The following is a 13,944-nucleotide window of genomic DNA, read 5'->3' as shown; positions in this document are numbered from 1 at the left end:
TTAACGGGCGAGCGGCGCGCGGCGGCCGGCCCGCGGGACAAATTCACGCGGCTTACGAGGTATTCCACGCAAACTATTGATTTGATAACCTCACTTTGCCGATCCTGACAGGGGAAACGCCCGATGCACGCTGCCACCACACCGCTACGCCCCATCCGCGCCCTCGGGGTCGCCGCACTGGCGGCCACGCTGGCCCTGCTGGCGGCCTGTGGCAGCGCGCCGACGCACCGGCCATCGTCGTCCCAGCGCCATAACCCGGCCGCCAACGTCCCCATCGCCAAAAACCTCAACTGGTCGATGAAGCCCGCCGACGCCCCGCCGCCGGACGCCGCCAACGACGTGCTGTTCCGTGCCATCGGCCTCGTCGGCACCCCGTACCGGTGGGGCGGCAACACGCCCGCCGGCGGGTTCGATTGCAGCGGCCTCATCAACTACATCTACATGACATCCACCGGCCTGCGCCTGCCGCGCACCTCCGCCGAGATGGCGGCGCTGGACAAGCCCAAGGTGGGCGAGAGCGACCTGGCCAGCGGCGACCTGGTGTTCTTCGGCCGTGGCCATGTCACCCACGTGGGCGTGTACGTGGGCAAGGGCCGCTTCGTGCATGCGCCCAATTCCGGCGGCGCCGTGCGCCTGGACGACCTCGACGGGGCGTACTGGAAGGAAAATTTCGTCTACGGTCGACGCGTCCTCAACTGAACCCATGGCAACGTGCATCGTCTCCGCACGCCGTTTATCTTGCGCGCGATTTAATTGCGTGCTTTACTTAGCTCCAAGGCCGGGCGTCGAGCCGGCTTCTTCCCACCCTCCCGCGAAAGGAAAGCCACCATGAGCAACCTCTCCAAAGTCCAGAAGATCGTCTACACCGCCAAGGCAGAAGTCGCCGGCGGCCGCGAAGGCCACGTCAAGAGCGACGATGGGCTGGTCGACCTGCAGCTGCGCCTGCCGAAGGAAATGGGCGGCAACGGTGGCGGCAGCAACCCCGAGCAGCTGTTCGCCGCCGGTTACGCTGCCTGCTTCGAGGGCGCGGTGCGCTTCGTCGCCGGCCAGAAGAAGGTGAAGGTCGATGGCGCCTCGGTGAAGAGCGAAGTGGGCATCGGCCCGCGCGAGGGCTCGGGCTTCGCGATCCAGGTGAAGCTGGCCGTCACCCTGCCGGGCGTCGACGACGCCACGGCGCAGGAGATCGTCAAGACCGCGCACGAAGACGTCTGCCCGTACTCGCACGCCACCCGCGGCAATGTCGATGTCGACGTCAGCGTGAACGGTAAGCCGCTCGCCTAAGCCGCGCCGGGTGGGGGCGCGCCCCGCCCCCACCTTCCGGCACAGGGAAATGGCCGTGGCTTGCCGCACAGTGCGGCAACGCCACCGCACAGGGATGGGGCATGTCACCGTTGGGCAAGCAGGCCCGCACCGCCGGGCTCTGGTTTTTCGTCGTCATCCTCGCCGCCCCGCTGCGGCTCGTCGTCGTTCCCGATGGCTCGGCCAGGGACATCCTCGACCACTTCGCCCTCTACCGCGCCGGCATCGTCGCCGACCTGCTCTGCGCCGTGGCCATGCTGTTCCTCACCTTCGCGCTACGCCGGCTTTTGCTTGGCGTGCATCGCGGCCTCGCCAATACGCTTGTAATCTTCGGTGGCATCCTCCCCGCCGCGTTCTACGTGGTGAACGTGGGTAACGACGCGGCGGCGATCCTCCTTGCCACGGGTGCGAGCTGGCTTGATGCCTTCAACGAAGCGCAGCGCTTTGCGCTCGCCGACCTGTTCCTGCACCTGCACGGGCGCATGGTGGTGGCGTCGGAACTGTTCTGGGGGTTGTGGCTCATTCCCCTGGGCGCCCTTGTATGGCATTCGACCTTCCTGCCGAAGCTGCTGGGCGCATGGCTGCTGCTCAATGGCATCGCCTATATCGCGCAGTGTGTCGCGGGCTTCGCGTTCCCCACCGTCGCACCCGCGCTGTCGACGATCTGCGCGCCGATCCAGTTCGGCGAGATCGTGTTCGCGCTATGGCTCGTAACGTTCGGTGCGCGCCCCGGTTTCCGACTGAAGGAGGCCACGTGATGGCCAGGCTTGAAGACGTGAAAGTACCCGTCCGCCTGCGCCTCGCCGGGCTCTGGACATCGCTGATGTTCTGCTACGTGTACGGCGATTACTTCGGCCTGTACGAACAGGGCAAGCTGCGCGGGATGATGGAGGGCAGCTTCGGGCCGCTGGGACCGACCACGGGCGGCGTGCTCGTCGGGGTGAGCCTGATGATGGCCGTGCCGGCGCTGATGGTGTTCGGCTCGATGGTGCTGCCGGCCATCGCGTGCAAGTGGCTCAACGTGGTGCTGGGCCTCGCCTATGCGGCGATCATGCTGCTGACGATGCAGGGGGCGCCGGCGTTCTACGTGACGCTGGGCGTGATCGAGGTGCTGCTCAGCCTGGCGACCGTTGCCAGCGCATGGCGGTGGCCGAAAACAGCTTAATGCTTGATGTGGGAGCGCGCTTGCGCGCGATGCTTTTTCCGCCTGGCGGCGGATCGCGCGCAAGCGCGCTCCTACATTTTCTATCTGGAAGGCTTAGTGCGCGCCGTCGCCGTTCGGGTGGGCGTGGCCGTGGGCCTTCTCTTCGTCGGTGGCATCGCGCACGGTCTGCACGTCGATGTTGAAGGCCAGGGTCTTGCCGGCCATCGGGTGGTTGGTGTCGATGTCGATGACGCTGGAACCCACCTTCTGCACGACGACGGCCTGCTGGCCGCCTTCCTTCATCGAAAGAACGGTGGTGTCGCCGGCCTTGAGGCCCTTGCCCTGGTTCGGGAAGTACTTCTTCGGCACGCGCTGGGTGGCACCCTCGCGGCGCGCGCCGTAACCCTGCTCCGGGGCGATCTCGAGGTCGAACTTGTCGCCCTCGGCCTTGCCCTCGAGGCCCGCTTCCATGCCCGGGATGAGCTGGCCGTGGCCCAGCAGGATCCACAACGGCTCGCCGCCATCGGTCGAGCTCTCGACCTTGTTGCCGTCGACCGAGAGGGTGTAGTGGAACGCGATGACCTTGTCCTTGCCAGCCTGCATGTTGGTTTCTACCCGATGAAAACCGGGGATTTTACCGGGGGCCGGGCCCGGCGTCACGCCGGGCCGCCATCCTTGCCGAAGCCCCGGCCCCGCGCCTCGGGGCCGAGCCACGTCAGCAGGGCCAGCACCACGGCCACCACGGCGATCCAGGCCGACATGGCGAAGGCAAAGTCACCCCCGCGCCACTCGGCCAGCCAGGTCTGGGCCGTGGCCGTGATGGCGGCCAGCAGGTTGCCCATCTGGTAGGCGAACCCCGGCAAGGTGCCGCGGACGGCATCGGGCGAAAGCTCGTTCAGGTGGGTGGGCACCACGCCCCACGCTCCCTGCACCATCACCTGGATGAGGAAGGCGCCCAGGCCGAGCAGTAGCAGCGAGCCGCCATACGTCCACAGCGGGATCACCGGGATGGCCAGCAGCGCGGCGATGATGATGGCCTTGCGCCGGCCGATCTTCTCCGACATCGAGCCGAACGTGAGCCCACCCACCAGCGCACCCATGTTCAACAGCGCGGTGAGCAGGAAGGCCGTGCTGGAGCCCGCCGGGATCTTCAGCGTCTCCTGCACGAAGGTCGGGTACATGTCCTGCGAGCCGTGGCTGAACATGTTGAAGGCGGCCATCAGCAGCATGAGGTAGATGAAGAGCTTCCAGTGCCCGCGCATCGAGGCCATGACGCCCTGGCGGGGCTTCGCCTGCTGGGCCTGCCACACCGGCGACTCGGGCACCTTGCGGCGGATATACAAGACCAGCAGCGCGGGCATCGCACCGACGATGAACAGGCCGCGCCAGCCGATGTGATCGACCAGCAACCAGTTCACCAGCGCCGCGAGGAAGAAGCCGCAGGGATAACCGCTTTGCAGCAGGCCGGAGACGAAGCCGCGCGACGCCGCGGGGATCGACTCCATGGCCAGCGATGCGCCGATGCCCCACTCGCCGCCCATCGCCACGCCGAAAAGGAAGCGCAGCCCCAGCAGGATGGCGAGGCTCGGCGCGAACGCGCAGGCCACCTCCAGGATGGAGAACAGCACGATGTCGAACATCAGCACCCGGCGGCGGCCGTAGCGATCGGCCAGGCGCCCGAAGACCAGCGCGCCGAGCGGGCGCGCGGCCAGCGTCAGGAACAGGCCGTAGGTGACTTCGGCCTTGGGCACGTGGAACTCCTGCGCCACGGCCAGGATCACGAATGTGAGCAGGAAGTAATCGAAGGCGTCGAGGGTCCAGCCGAGGAAGCTGGCGATGACGGTATGCCGCTGGGTGGGGTCCAGTTCACGCAGTGCGGCGGGCAACGGCATCCGAATTTCCTCAATTGTTTGGGGCGCGGGGAAGGCTAGCACAGCGCAAAACGCCAACATCCGGCTCACGGGGCGACGACAGCACGCCGATACACTGGCCGCCGCCATCACGACAGACGGAGTACCCCATGAAGTATCCGCGCTTGATCGTTTCGCTCACGCTGGCCGGTGCCCTTGCCAGTGGTGCCGCCCTGGCCCAGCAGGCCTCGCCGCAGGCCGCGCCACCGCCGCCGCAGGAGAAGCTGCCCGCGGCGATGCCCGACGCTGGCGCGCCGCAGCCGGACTCGGCCGCGCCGGCCTTCTCCGACCTCGACAAGAAGGGCAAGGGCTATATCCAGCGCAGCGATATCCCGAAGGACAATGAAGCGCTGAAACAGCTCCGCGCGCATTTCAACGAGGCCGACCAGGACCACAACGGCCGCGTGGATGCCTCGGAATACAACGCCTACGTCAACAAGACGAGCGCCCCGAAGACGCAGTAGCCTGCTGCGCCGGGCGCTGCGGGCCTGCACTGCCAGGCCCGCAGCGTCCGGGGCCGTTGTCGCCCAAGGCGTATGTTGCGCCGCAAAACGTGGTAGACTCCGTCGGTCGTGCCGCCGCTATCGACTCCCTTGCGGAGCGTTCCGCTGCTCCCCCACCCCCGAACAGCGCGCACGACACCGGCCAGCCCGTCGCCCCCTTGGGCACGCGCGGCCGCCAAATTCATCGCCCGTAGCGCGGTTCCAGGGAACGCTCGGGCCCACAGGAGTTACCCCCCAATGTCGTTCGATTCGCTGGGCCTTGCGCCGGCGCTGCTGCGCGCGCTTTCCGAGGCGGGCTACAAGCAGCCGACCCCCATCCAGGCCGCCGCCATCCCCGAGGTGCTCGCCGGCCACGACCTGATGGCCGCCGCGCAGACCGGTACCGGCAAGACCGCCGCGTTCCTGCTGCCCGTCCTGCACCGGCTCGCCAACACGCCGATGCTCGAGGGCCGCCGCCCCATCCGCGTGCTCATCCTCACCCCCACCCGCGAGCTGGCCGCGCAGGTGCAGGACAACCTCGCCGATTACGCCAAGTACGTGCGCGTCAGCAGCACGGTGATCTTCGGCGGCGTCGGCATGGGCAACCAGCTGCACGCCCTGCGCCGTGGCGTCGAGGTGGTCGTGGCCACCCCGGGCCGCCTCATCGACCACATGATGCAGCGCTCGGTCGACCTGTCGAAGGTCGAGGTCCTGGTGCTCGACGAAGCCGACCGCATGCTCGACATGGGCTTCCTGCCGGCGCTCAAGCGCATCCTCGCGGCCGTGCCGCAGAAGCGCCAGACCCTGCTGTTCTCGGCCACGTTCGCCCCCGAGATCAAGGCGCTGGCGCAGCAGTTCATGCGCGAGCCGCGCGAGGTCTCCACCGCACCGGCCAACACCGTGGCCAACACCGTCACCCACCGCGTGCACCCGGTGGATGCGGCGAAGAAGCGCGACCTGCTGCTGCACCTGCTCGCCGAGGACAGCCGCCGCCAGACCCTCGTGTTCAGCCGCACCAAGCACGGCGCCGACAAGCTGGTGCGCTTCCTCGAAGCCGCCGGCATCCGCGCCGCCGCCATCCACGGGAACAAGAGCCAGAATGCCCGCACGCGCGCGCTCAGCGACTTCAAGACCGGGCGCGTCACCGTGCTGGTGGCCACCGACATCGCCGCCCGCGGCATCGATATCGACCAGCTGCCGGTGGTGATCAACTTCGACCTGCCGATGGTGGCCGAGGACTACGTGCACCGCATCGGCCGCACCGGCCGCGCCGGGGCCGAGGGCCAGGCCGTCTCGCTGGTGAGCCACGACGAATCGGGCCTGTTGCGCGATATCCGCCGCCTGCTGAAGACCGACCTGGAACTGGTCAACGTGGCTGGCTTCGAGCCCAGCACGCCGCTGCGCCTCGACGCGGGCGCGCCGCGCCCGAAGCAGCAGCAGCGCCAGGCCGGTGGTCGCCAGGGCGGCCAAGGTGGCGGGCAGCGCCACGGTGGTGGCCAGGGCCGTCCCGAGCGCGCGGAAGCCGGCCAAGGCCGCGGTAACGGCGGTGGCCGTCCGTCCTCGCACCGCCCGCACGGCCACGCCGCCGCGGGCACGGGTGAGAACACGGGCAACCACAAGCGCCGCCGCCAGCGCCGCGGGCCGGCCACCCACAAGGCCTGATGGCCTAGGCCGCATGGGAAATACCTTTCCCATGCGGCCGCCAGCATCATGCGGGGCTGGCAGGTAACACCGATGTAGGCAGCACCCCGCATGACCCGTTTCCATCGCTACACCACGCACGCCCTGCGCACCCTGTTCGGGGCGTTCTTCGTTTTCTCCGGCCTGAACCATATCTTTGCGTTCTGGCAGCCACCCGCGCCGCATACCACGGCCGGCCACGCGTTCCTCGCGGGCCTCGGCGCCAGCGGCTTCATCGTGCCCCTGCTCGGCGTGCTGTTCACCTACGCCGGCGTGGCGCTCATCGCCCGGCGCATGGTCGCCCTGGCGTTGCTGCTCCTGGCCGCGCCCATCGTGGTGATCTTCGGCTACCACTTCGTCACCGAAGGCGAGAGCTTCGGCATCCACTGGGTGTTGATGGCCATCTACCTGTGGCTGGCGTGGGAACAGCGTGCCACGTGGGCCGCCCTGTTCGCGGCCGATGCGCGCACGAACACCACCACGCCCGCCGAGCCGTCGCCGCTCAGGCCTGCGTTCTGACCTTCGCCGTGAGGACATGGTCCTCCCACAGGCCATCGATCTTCAGGTAACGCTTCGCCAGGCCCTCCTTCTCGAAGCCCAGGCGCTCGAGCAGGCGGCCGCTGCGATCATTGCGCGGCATGTAGTTCGCCATCACGCGATGGAAGTCCAAAGGGCCGAACGCATAACGCACGGCGGCATCCAGCGCCTCGAACATCAGCCCCTGCCCCTCGTGTTTCCGGCCGATGCCGTAGCCGAGGTGGCAGGCCTGGAACACCCCGCGCACCACGTTGGCGAAGGTGAAGGTCCCCACCACCTCGCCGCCATCGGGCGGGAGCATCGCGAACGGGTATCCACGATCGGAGCGGGCGGCTTCCAGCCCTGCCTCGATCGTCTGCCGACAGCCCTCCACCGTGTAATGCATGCTGTTGCGCAACGGCTCCCATGGCCGCAGGTGTTCGCGGTTTTCCACCCGGTAGCGCAGCAGCAGCTCCGCCTCGTCGATGTCGAGCAGGCGGACCAGCAGGCGCGGCGTGCGCATGCGGACGGGTTCGCTCATGCGGCCAGCGCCGCCGCGTGGTGGCGCAGGTGGTCGTCGATGAAGGTCTGGATGAAGTAGTAGCTGTGGTCGTAGCCCGGCTGCATGCGCAGTTCGAGCGGCTGCTTCGCCTCCTCGCACGCGGCCTCGAACCGTTGTGGCTGCAGCTGGTTCACGAGGAAGCCATCGGCCTCGCCCTGGTCGATGAGGATCGTGCCGTTGAAACGCGCGCCGTCCGCGACCAGTGCGCTGGCATCGTGCTTTCGCCACGCCTTCTTGTCGTCGCCGAGATAACGTGGGAACGCCTTCTGCCCCCACGGCACGCTGGCCGGCGCGACGATCGGCGCGAACGCCGACAGCGAGCGGTAGCGCCCGGGGTTGCGCAGGGCAAGCGTAAGCGCGCCATGCCCACCCATCGAATGGCCAAAGATGCCCTGCCGGCCCATGTCGAATGGGAATCGTTCCTGCAGCAGGCGCGGCAATTCGTCCACCACATAGCTGTACATGCGGAAGCGCTTGTTCCACGGTGCTTCCGTGGCATCGAGGTAGAAGCCCGCGCCCTCGCCGAACTCCCAATCGCCCGTGGCACCGGCCACGCCGGTATCGCGCGGGCTTGTGTCGGGCATGACCAGCGCCAGGCCCAGCTCCGAGGCCAGACGCTGGGCGCCGGCCTTTGTCGTGAAAGTTTCTGCCGTGCAGGTCAGGCCCGCGAGGAACCAGAGCACCGGCACCGGGCCGTTTTCCGCCGCCGGTGGCAGGTAAACGGCAAACTTCATGGGCCCGCCGCAGGCCTCCGAGGCATGGGTGTAAAACCCCTGGGTGCCCCCGAAGCAACGCTGCTCCGACACCGTCTCGATCGCCGCCATGCCGTTCTCCCTTGGAAAGCTGATGGGCGAGTGTAACGGACGACGTAAACCCCTGATCGCTGCTACAATACCGTTACTGCCCGGCGCCGACCGTCGCCGCCGCGCCCCTCCCCGAGGCTGCCATGACATCCCCCGATACCGACAACGCTCCGGCCCTGCCCGGTTTCAGCGCGCTCGCGCTCGACGCCAACGTCGTCCGCGCCCTGACCGACGTGGGCTACGAAACCCCCTCCCCCATCCAGGCCGCGACCATCCCGCCGCTGCTCGACGGCCGCGACGTCATCGGCCAGGCCCAGACAGGCACCGGCAAGACGGCCGCGTTCGCGCTGCCGGTGCTGTCGCGCATCGACGTCAAGCCGGGCAAGCCGCAGGCGCTGGTGCTCGCACCCACGCGTGAATTGGCCATCCAGGTGGCCGAAGCCTTCCAGAAGTACGCCACCTACATGCCGGGCTTCCAGGTACTGCCCATCTACGGCGGCCAGAGCTACGGCCCGCAGCTGCAGGGCCTGAAGCGCGGCGCGCAGATCGTGGTTGGCACCCCCGGCCGCATCATCGACCACCTCGACAAGGGCACGCTCGACCTCTCGGCCCTCAAGTTCGTGGTGCTCGACGAAGCCGACGAAATGCTCCGCATGGGCTTCATCGACGACGTCGAGAAGCTGCTGCAGGCCACGCCGGAAGGCCGCCAGGTGGCGCTGTTCTCCGCCACCATGCCCTCGCCCATCCGCCGCATCGCACAGACCTACCTGAACGACCCCGTCGAGATCACGATCAAGAACAAGACCACCACCGCGGCGAACATCCGCCAGCGTTACTGGTGGGTCAGCGGCGTGCACAAGCTCGATGCGCTCACCCGCATCCTCGAGGCCGAAAGCTTCGACGCCATGATCGTGTTCGCCCGCACCAAGTCGGCCACCGAAGAGCTCGCCAGCAAGCTGCAGGCGCGTGGTTTCGCCGCGGCCGCCATCAACGGCGACATGGCGCAGGCGCAGCGCGAGCGCGTCATCGACCAGCTGAAGAACGGCAAGCTCGATATCCTCATCGCCACCGATGTCGCCGCGCGCGGCCTCGATGTCGAGCGCATCAGCCACGTGCTGAACTACGACATCCCGCACGATACCGAATCGTACGTGCACCGCATCGGCCGCACCGGCCGCGCGGGACGCAACGGCGAGGCCATCCTGTTCGTCACGCCGCGCGAGCGCAACCTGCTCCGCCAGATCGAGCGCGCCACGCGCCAGCCGATCGAACAGATGCAGCTGCCGACCATCGAGGCGGTGAACGACACCCGCGTCAACAAGTTCAACCAGCGCATCACCGATACCCTGGCCTCGGGCGACCTGGGCATGTTCCAGCAGCTGGTGGAGAAGTACGAGCAGGAACACAACGTGCCTGCCATCGAGATCGCCGCCGCGCTGGCCAAGATCGCCCAGGGCGACCAGCCGCTGCTGCTCGAGCCGCCGGCCAAGCGCGAGTACACCGAACGCCCGCCGCGCGAATACGACCGCGAGCGCGACCACGGCAACGATGGCTTCCAGGATCGCCGCCCGGTGCGCGAAGGCATGCGCCAGCCGCGTGCACACGTCACCGAGAACGGCAAGAAAACCTACCGCATCGAAGTGGGCCACGAGCACGGCGTGAAGCCGGGCAACATCGTGGGCGCCATCGCGAACGAGGGTGGCGTGGAGGCCAAGTTCATCGGCCGCGTGAGCATCCGTGACAACTACAGCCTCATCGACTTGCCCGATGGCATGCCGCCGGAGACCTTCACGCACCTGAAGAAGGTGTGGGTGGCGCAGCAGCAGCTGAAGATCAGCGAGTGGGATGGCACGGAGCAGCCGCAATCGGGCCCCGGCCCGGGCGGCCCGCGTCCGCGCGGTAATTTCCGCCCGCACGGCGCCCGTTCGGGCGGCCCCGGCGGCCCGGGCGGCGGCAAGCCGCCGCGCAAGAAGCGCGATTACTGAGCAAACAAGAGCCCGGCCAACGCCGGGCTTTTTTTGTGCCGGCCGCTCATTTGTGGGAGCTTGCTTGCAAGCGATGCTCTTCAATCGGTTCATTCGCTATCGCGAATGAACCGATTGAAGAGCATCGCGCGCAAGTGCGCTCCTACAGGAGGGCGAAGTCTGCGGGGGTTAACGGTGCCATGCCGTGCTTGAGGCGTGCCTTGTCGCATTGCGGGCTCGGCGTCACGCCATCCTCCCATGCCGGCTTCAAGTCATGGCACGGCGACGGCCGCACCTCATAGATACCGCAATGCGCCGCCACCCCCACCGTGCCTACCAGCGACTTGCATCGCGGCTCGTACGCATTCGTGCCACGCATGTTCACCCGGTGCGGATCCAGGTGCTCCGTCAGTTCAGCCGGCGTGATGCCGCCGGCCGCATCGGTTTCCATCCAGTGGAAGGCGACGCGGAATGTCGCGCAGCATGCGCCACAGCGCAGGCAAGGGTGGGTCATAGGTCAGAGCGCGCCCGAGAACGTGTTGCACTTGCCGATGTCGCCCGACTGGAAGCCTGTCTTGAACCACTTCACGCGCTGCGCCGAGGTGCCGTGGGTGAACGAATCAGGTACCACGCGGCCCTGCGACTGCTCCTGCAGGCGGTCGTCGCCGATGGCGGTGGCGGCGTGGAGGGCCGACTCGATGTCGCCGGCCTGCAGCCATTGCTGGCGTTGCTGCGAATGGTTGGCCCACACGCCAGCGAAGCAGTCCGCCTGCAGTTCCTGGCGCACCGACAGGCCGTTGGCGCCTTCCATGCGTGCGCCGCGCTGGCGGGCTTCGTTGACCTTGTCGAACACGCCGACGAGGTTTTGCACATGGTGGCCCACCTCGTGCGCGATGACGTACGCGCGGGCAAAGTCGCCGGATTCGTGGAACTGCTGCTGCATCTGCTGGAAGAAGCCGAGGTCGAGGTACACGCGCTGGTCGGTGGGGCAATAGAACGGGCCCACCGCCGACGAGGCGGAGCCGCAGGCGGTGCGCACGCCATTGCGGAACAGCACCAGTTTGGGCTGCACGTAGCGCTGGCCATTGGCGGCGAAGATCTCGCCCCAGGTATCTTCGGTTTCGCCGAGGATGGCACGCACGAAATCGACCTGCGGATCGCTGGCCTCGGCCTGCTGGGTGTGTTGCTGGGCCTGCGCCTGGGGCGGTGCCACGCCGCCGCCATCCTGGCTGAGCAGCGCGGTGGGGTCCTTGTAGAACACCAGCCCGAGGATGGCGAGCAGGATGATGCCGCCGATGCCCAGGCCGCGGCCGCCACCGAATGAAGGGCCACCGCCGCCGGTGCCGGCGTCTTCCACGTTGTCGCTTCTACGGCCTTTATCCCAGAGCATGGCGCCCTCCTCGTCTGCCCGCGGGCCCCCGCGAGACCTGGTGCGCATGATCGCACGGCTGGTTGCCGGTAGACTCGGGGGTTTGCGTCGTCCCCCGGATCGGTTCATGAACAGTCAGCTCCCTGCCGTCGTCACCCTGCTCACCCTGCTCCTCATGTTCTTCACGGTGTACTCCGTGGGCCGGGCGCGCACGCGGTATGGCATCAAGGCGCCGTCGATCTCGGGCGACCCGGCGTTCGAGCGCGCCTGGCGGGTGCAGATGAACACGCTGGAGAACGCCGTGATGTTCATCCCGGCGCTGTGGCTGGCGGCGCAGTACGTCGACCCGCTGTGGGCGGGCATCGCGGGGCTGGTGTGGCTGGCGGGCCGCGTGTGGTACGCCCTCTCGTACCTGCGCGACGCCTCGCGCCGCGGCCCGGGCTACATGGTCTCGATGCTGGCCTGGGCGGTGCTGATGCTGATGGCCGCTGGCGGCATCGGCATGGCCATCATGGAAAACAACGCCGCGCCGGCCGACGAGGCCGGGCAGCAGGGCTGACCGGCATCAGTCTTCTTCGGGGGGAAGTTCGACCACGCGCACGCGCTGGATGCGGGCGCCGTCCATCGCGGTGACCTCGAAGGCCAGCCGCTCGCTGGTGAACGAATCGCCCACGCCCGGCAGGCGGCCGAGCTGCTGCAGCACGAATCCCGCCAGGGTGGAGAAGTTACCCTCGCCCGCGCCCGGCAGGCGATGGCCCAGCAGGTGCTGCACGCGGCGCACGTCGAGGCTCGCATCGAGCAGCCATGCGCCATCTGGTTCGCTGACGGCGGACGGGTCGCCCTCGCCGCTTTCGTGCGGGAACTCGCCCGCGATGGTCTCGAGCACGTCGGCCGGCGTGATGAGGCCGAGGATGCTGCCGTACTCGTCCACCACCAGCGCCACCTGCAGGGGTGCGCGGCGGAACTCGTCGATGAGGCGCAGCACGCTCAGCGATTCCAGCACCGTGATGGGCTTGCGCACGGCGGTTTCGGTATCGAGCCTGCCGTGCTCGGTAAGGCTGGCGAGCAGGTCGCGCGAGGAGGTGACACCCACCAGCTGGTCGAGGTCACCGTTGGCCACCAGCATCCAGTGGTGCGGTGATTCGCGGGCCTCGGTGAGGAGGTTGGGCAGGTCGTCGGAGGGGTCGACCCAGACGATCTCGGTGCGCGGGGTCATGATGGAGCGTACCGGGCGCTGGGAGAGATCCAGCACGCCCTGCACCATCTCCAGTTCGTCCTTGCCGAACACGGCGGCCTCGGCCTGCTCGTGCTCGGGCGCCTTCTTGCTGTCGCCCTCCTCGTCGGCCGTGCCGCCCAGCAGGCGCAGCACGGCCTTTGCGGTGCGGTCACGCATGAGCCGGCCGCCCAGCAGCATGGAGCGGCGGCGGTTGCGGCGCATGGTCTGGTTGAACACCTCGATCATGATCGAGAAGCCGATGGCGGCGTACAGGTAGCCCTTCGGGATATGGAAGCCGAAGCCTTCCGCGATGAGGCTGAAGCCGATCATCAGCAGGAACGACAGGCACAGGATGACCACCGTGGGCCGCGCGTTGACGAACGCGGTGAGCGGCTTGCTGGCGGTGATCATGAGGGCCATGGCCACCACGACGCCGATCATCATGATCGACAGGTGGTCGACCATGCCGACGGCGGTGATGACCGAATCCAGCGAGAACACGGCATCGAGGATGACGATCTGCGCGACGGTGAGCCAGAAGCTGGCGCGGCGGCCGTTCTTGCCCTCGTGGTCGTCGCCGGCCTCGAGCCGCTCGTGCAGCTCAAGCGTGGCCTTGAACAGCAGGAACGCACCGCCGATGACCAGGATGAGATCGCGCCAGGACAGCCCGAACCCGTTCCAGTCGAACAAGGGCTTGGTAAGCGTGACCAGCCAGGACATGGCGGCGAGCAGGCCCAGGCGCATGATGAGCGCGAGACCAAGGCCCAGCAGGCGCGCGTGGTCGCGCTGGCGGGCGGGCAGTTTGTCGGCGAGGATGGCGACGAACACGAGGTTGTCGATACCGAGGACGATCTCCAGCACGATCAGCGTGAGGAGACCCGCCCAGGCCGAGGGGTCGGCTAGCCAGTCGAATGCGAACATGGGTCGGCGCCGGGGGCGCCACCTTTCCTCCTATGGTGGCCGGACACTATACAGGGCAATGGTGAAGGTCTGTGCCGG

The 13,944-nt window shown here is 67.9% G+C and carries 16 protein-coding genes; 9 read left to right on the top strand and 7 right to left on the bottom strand.

What is annotated here, in order from left to right:
- Positions 1–123 precede the first annotated feature (123 nt).
- From VI08_RS17675 to VI08_RS17660, 4 genes are all read left to right on the top strand, one after another.
- Positions 124–699, top strand: a complete 576-nt coding sequence (locus VI08_RS17675) for a C40 family peptidase (protein WP_045830947.1) — start codon at positions 124–126, stop codon at positions 697–699.
- A gap of 129 nt (positions 700–828) precedes the next feature.
- Entirely contained in the window at positions 829–1,281 is a 453-nt protein-coding gene (locus VI08_RS17670) for an organic hydroperoxide resistance protein (RefSeq protein WP_045830946.1), read from the top strand.
- A gap of 101 nt (positions 1,282–1,382) precedes the next feature.
- Positions 1,383–2,057, top strand: a complete 675-nt coding sequence (locus VI08_RS17665) for a DUF4386 domain-containing protein (protein ID WP_045830945.1) — start codon at positions 1,383–1,385, stop codon at positions 2,055–2,057.
- A complete protein-coding gene (locus tag VI08_RS17660; RefSeq protein ID WP_045830944.1) occupies positions 2,057–2,464 on the top strand; it encodes a DUF6326 family protein in 408 nt (135 codons plus the stop codon). The genes VI08_RS17665 and VI08_RS17660 overlap by 1 nt, the downstream gene beginning before the upstream one ends.
- Positions 2,465–2,557: 93 nt before the next feature.
- On the opposite strand, the gene VI08_RS17655 is transcribed toward VI08_RS17660, so the two are convergent.
- A complete protein-coding gene (locus VI08_RS17655) occupies positions 2,558–3,046 on the bottom strand; it encodes an FKBP-type peptidyl-prolyl cis-trans isomerase (protein WP_045830943.1) in 489 nt (162 codons plus the stop codon).
- A gap of 53 nt (positions 3,047–3,099) precedes the next feature.
- Positions 3,100–4,335, bottom strand: a complete 1,236-nt coding sequence (locus tag VI08_RS17650) for an MFS transporter (RefSeq protein ID WP_045830942.1) — start codon at positions 4,333–4,335, stop codon at positions 3,100–3,102.
- A 128-nt stretch (positions 4,336–4,463) separates the two neighbouring features.
- On the opposite strand from VI08_RS17650, the gene VI08_RS17645 reads away from it, so the two are divergent.
- From VI08_RS17645 to VI08_RS17635, 3 genes are all read left to right on the top strand, one after another.
- Positions 4,464–4,817 (top strand): EF-hand domain-containing protein, encoded by a 354-nt coding sequence (locus VI08_RS17645; protein WP_045830941.1) that lies wholly within the window; start codon positions 4,464–4,466, stop codon positions 4,815–4,817.
- A 276-nt stretch (positions 4,818–5,093) separates the two neighbouring features.
- Positions 5,094–6,497 carry a DEAD/DEAH box helicase gene (locus VI08_RS17640; RefSeq protein ID WP_045830940.1) on the top strand — a complete coding sequence of 468 codons (1,404 nt, stop codon included), beginning with the start codon at positions 5,094–5,096 and terminating at the stop codon, positions 6,495–6,497.
- A 90-nt stretch (positions 6,498–6,587) separates the two neighbouring features.
- Complete coding sequence (locus VI08_RS17635) at positions 6,588–7,034, top strand: hypothetical protein (protein WP_045830939.1); 447 nt, start codon at positions 6,588–6,590, stop codon at positions 7,032–7,034.
- Here the strand turns inward: VI08_RS17635 and rimJ are convergent.
- Complete coding sequence (gene rimJ / locus VI08_RS17630; protein WP_045830938.1) at positions 7,018–7,572, bottom strand: ribosomal protein S5-alanine N-acetyltransferase; 555 nt, start codon at positions 7,570–7,572, stop codon at positions 7,018–7,020. The genes VI08_RS17635 and rimJ overlap by 17 nt on opposite strands.
- Positions 7,569–8,417 (bottom strand): S-formylglutathione hydrolase, encoded by an 849-nt coding sequence (fghA, locus tag VI08_RS17625; protein WP_045830937.1) that lies wholly within the window; start codon positions 8,415–8,417, stop codon positions 7,569–7,571. Before fghA ends, rimJ begins: the two co-directional genes overlap by 4 nt.
- A gap of 122 nt (positions 8,418–8,539) precedes the next feature.
- Here fghA and VI08_RS17620 point away from each other — a divergent pair, with 122 nt between their 5' ends.
- Positions 8,540–10,381: a DEAD/DEAH box helicase gene (locus VI08_RS17620; protein ID WP_045830936.1), complete on the top strand. Its 1,842-nt coding sequence runs from the start codon at positions 8,540–8,542 to the stop codon at positions 10,379–10,381.
- 142 nt (positions 10,382–10,523) lie between these two features.
- On the opposite strand, the gene VI08_RS17615 is transcribed toward VI08_RS17620, so the two are convergent.
- A complete protein-coding gene (locus tag VI08_RS17615; protein WP_045830935.1) occupies positions 10,524–10,874 on the bottom strand; it encodes a YkgJ family cysteine cluster protein in 351 nt (116 codons plus the stop codon).
- Between the two features lie 3 nt (positions 10,875–10,877).
- Positions 10,878–11,750, bottom strand: coding sequence for a KPN_02809 family neutral zinc metallopeptidase (ypfJ, locus tag VI08_RS17610; protein ID WP_045830934.1), 873 nt, complete (start codon positions 11,748–11,750; stop codon positions 10,878–10,880).
- Between the two features lie 106 nt (positions 11,751–11,856).
- Here ypfJ and VI08_RS17605 point away from each other — a divergent pair, with 106 nt between their 5' ends.
- On the top strand, positions 11,857–12,288 hold the full coding sequence (locus VI08_RS17605; RefSeq protein WP_045830933.1) for an MAPEG family protein: 432 nt from the start codon (positions 11,857–11,859) through the stop codon (positions 12,286–12,288).
- A gap of 6 nt (positions 12,289–12,294) precedes the next feature.
- On the opposite strand, the gene VI08_RS17600 is transcribed toward VI08_RS17605, so the two are convergent.
- Positions 12,295–13,866, bottom strand: a complete 1,572-nt coding sequence (locus VI08_RS17600) for a hemolysin family protein (protein ID WP_045830932.1) — start codon at positions 13,864–13,866, stop codon at positions 12,295–12,297.
- Between the last annotated feature and the right edge of the window lie 78 nt (positions 13,867–13,944).

Origin of the sequence: Luteibacter yeojuensis (assembly GCF_000964085.1) — a bacterium.
Lineage (GTDB): Bacteria > Pseudomonadota > Gammaproteobacteria > Xanthomonadales > Rhodanobacteraceae > Luteibacter > Luteibacter yeojuensis_A.
This window is presented reverse-complemented; position numbering and strand designations above follow the sequence as displayed.

Coding starts and splice junctions, on each gene's coding strand:
- VI08_RS17665 (WP_045830945.1), top strand. CDS start 1,383: ATGTCACCGTTGGGCAAGCAGGCCCGCACCGCCGGGCTCTGGTTTTTC.
- VI08_RS17640 (WP_045830940.1), top strand. CDS start 5,094: ATGTCGTTCGATTCGCTGGGCCTTGCGCCGGCGCTGCTGCGCGCGCTT.
- VI08_RS17650 (WP_045830942.1), bottom strand. CDS start 4,335: ATGCCGTTGCCCGCCGCACTGCGTGAACTGGACCCCACCCAGCGGCAT.
- VI08_RS17600 (WP_045830932.1), bottom strand. CDS start 13,866: ATGTTCGCATTCGACTGGCTAGCCGACCCCTCGGCCTGGGCGGGTCTC.
- VI08_RS17620 (WP_045830936.1), top strand. CDS start 8,540: ATGACATCCCCCGATACCGACAACGCTCCGGCCCTGCCCGGTTTCAGC.
- rimJ (WP_045830938.1), bottom strand. CDS start 7,572: ATGAGCGAACCCGTCCGCATGCGCACGCCGCGCCTGCTGGTCCGCCTG.
- VI08_RS17675 (WP_045830947.1), top strand. CDS start 124: ATGCACGCTGCCACCACACCGCTACGCCCCATCCGCGCCCTCGGGGTC.
- fghA (WP_045830937.1), bottom strand. CDS start 8,417: ATGGCGGCGATCGAGACGGTGTCGGAGCAGCGTTGCTTCGGGGGCACC.
- VI08_RS17660 (WP_045830944.1), top strand. CDS start 2,057: ATGGCCAGGCTTGAAGACGTGAAAGTACCCGTCCGCCTGCGCCTCGCC.
- VI08_RS17645 (WP_045830941.1), top strand. CDS start 4,464: ATGAAGTATCCGCGCTTGATCGTTTCGCTCACGCTGGCCGGTGCCCTT.
- VI08_RS17655 (WP_045830943.1), bottom strand. CDS start 3,046: ATGCAGGCTGGCAAGGACAAGGTCATCGCGTTCCACTACACCCTCTCG.
- VI08_RS17615 (WP_045830935.1), bottom strand. CDS start 10,874: ATGACCCACCCTTGCCTGCGCTGTGGCGCATGCTGCGCGACATTCCGC.
- VI08_RS17670 (WP_045830946.1), top strand. CDS start 829: ATGAGCAACCTCTCCAAAGTCCAGAAGATCGTCTACACCGCCAAGGCA.
- ypfJ (WP_045830934.1), bottom strand. CDS start 11,750: ATGCTCTGGGATAAAGGCCGTAGAAGCGACAACGTGGAAGACGCCGGC.
- VI08_RS17605 (WP_045830933.1), top strand. CDS start 11,857: ATGAACAGTCAGCTCCCTGCCGTCGTCACCCTGCTCACCCTGCTCCTC.
- VI08_RS17635 (WP_045830939.1), top strand. CDS start 6,588: ATGACCCGTTTCCATCGCTACACCACGCACGCCCTGCGCACCCTGTTC.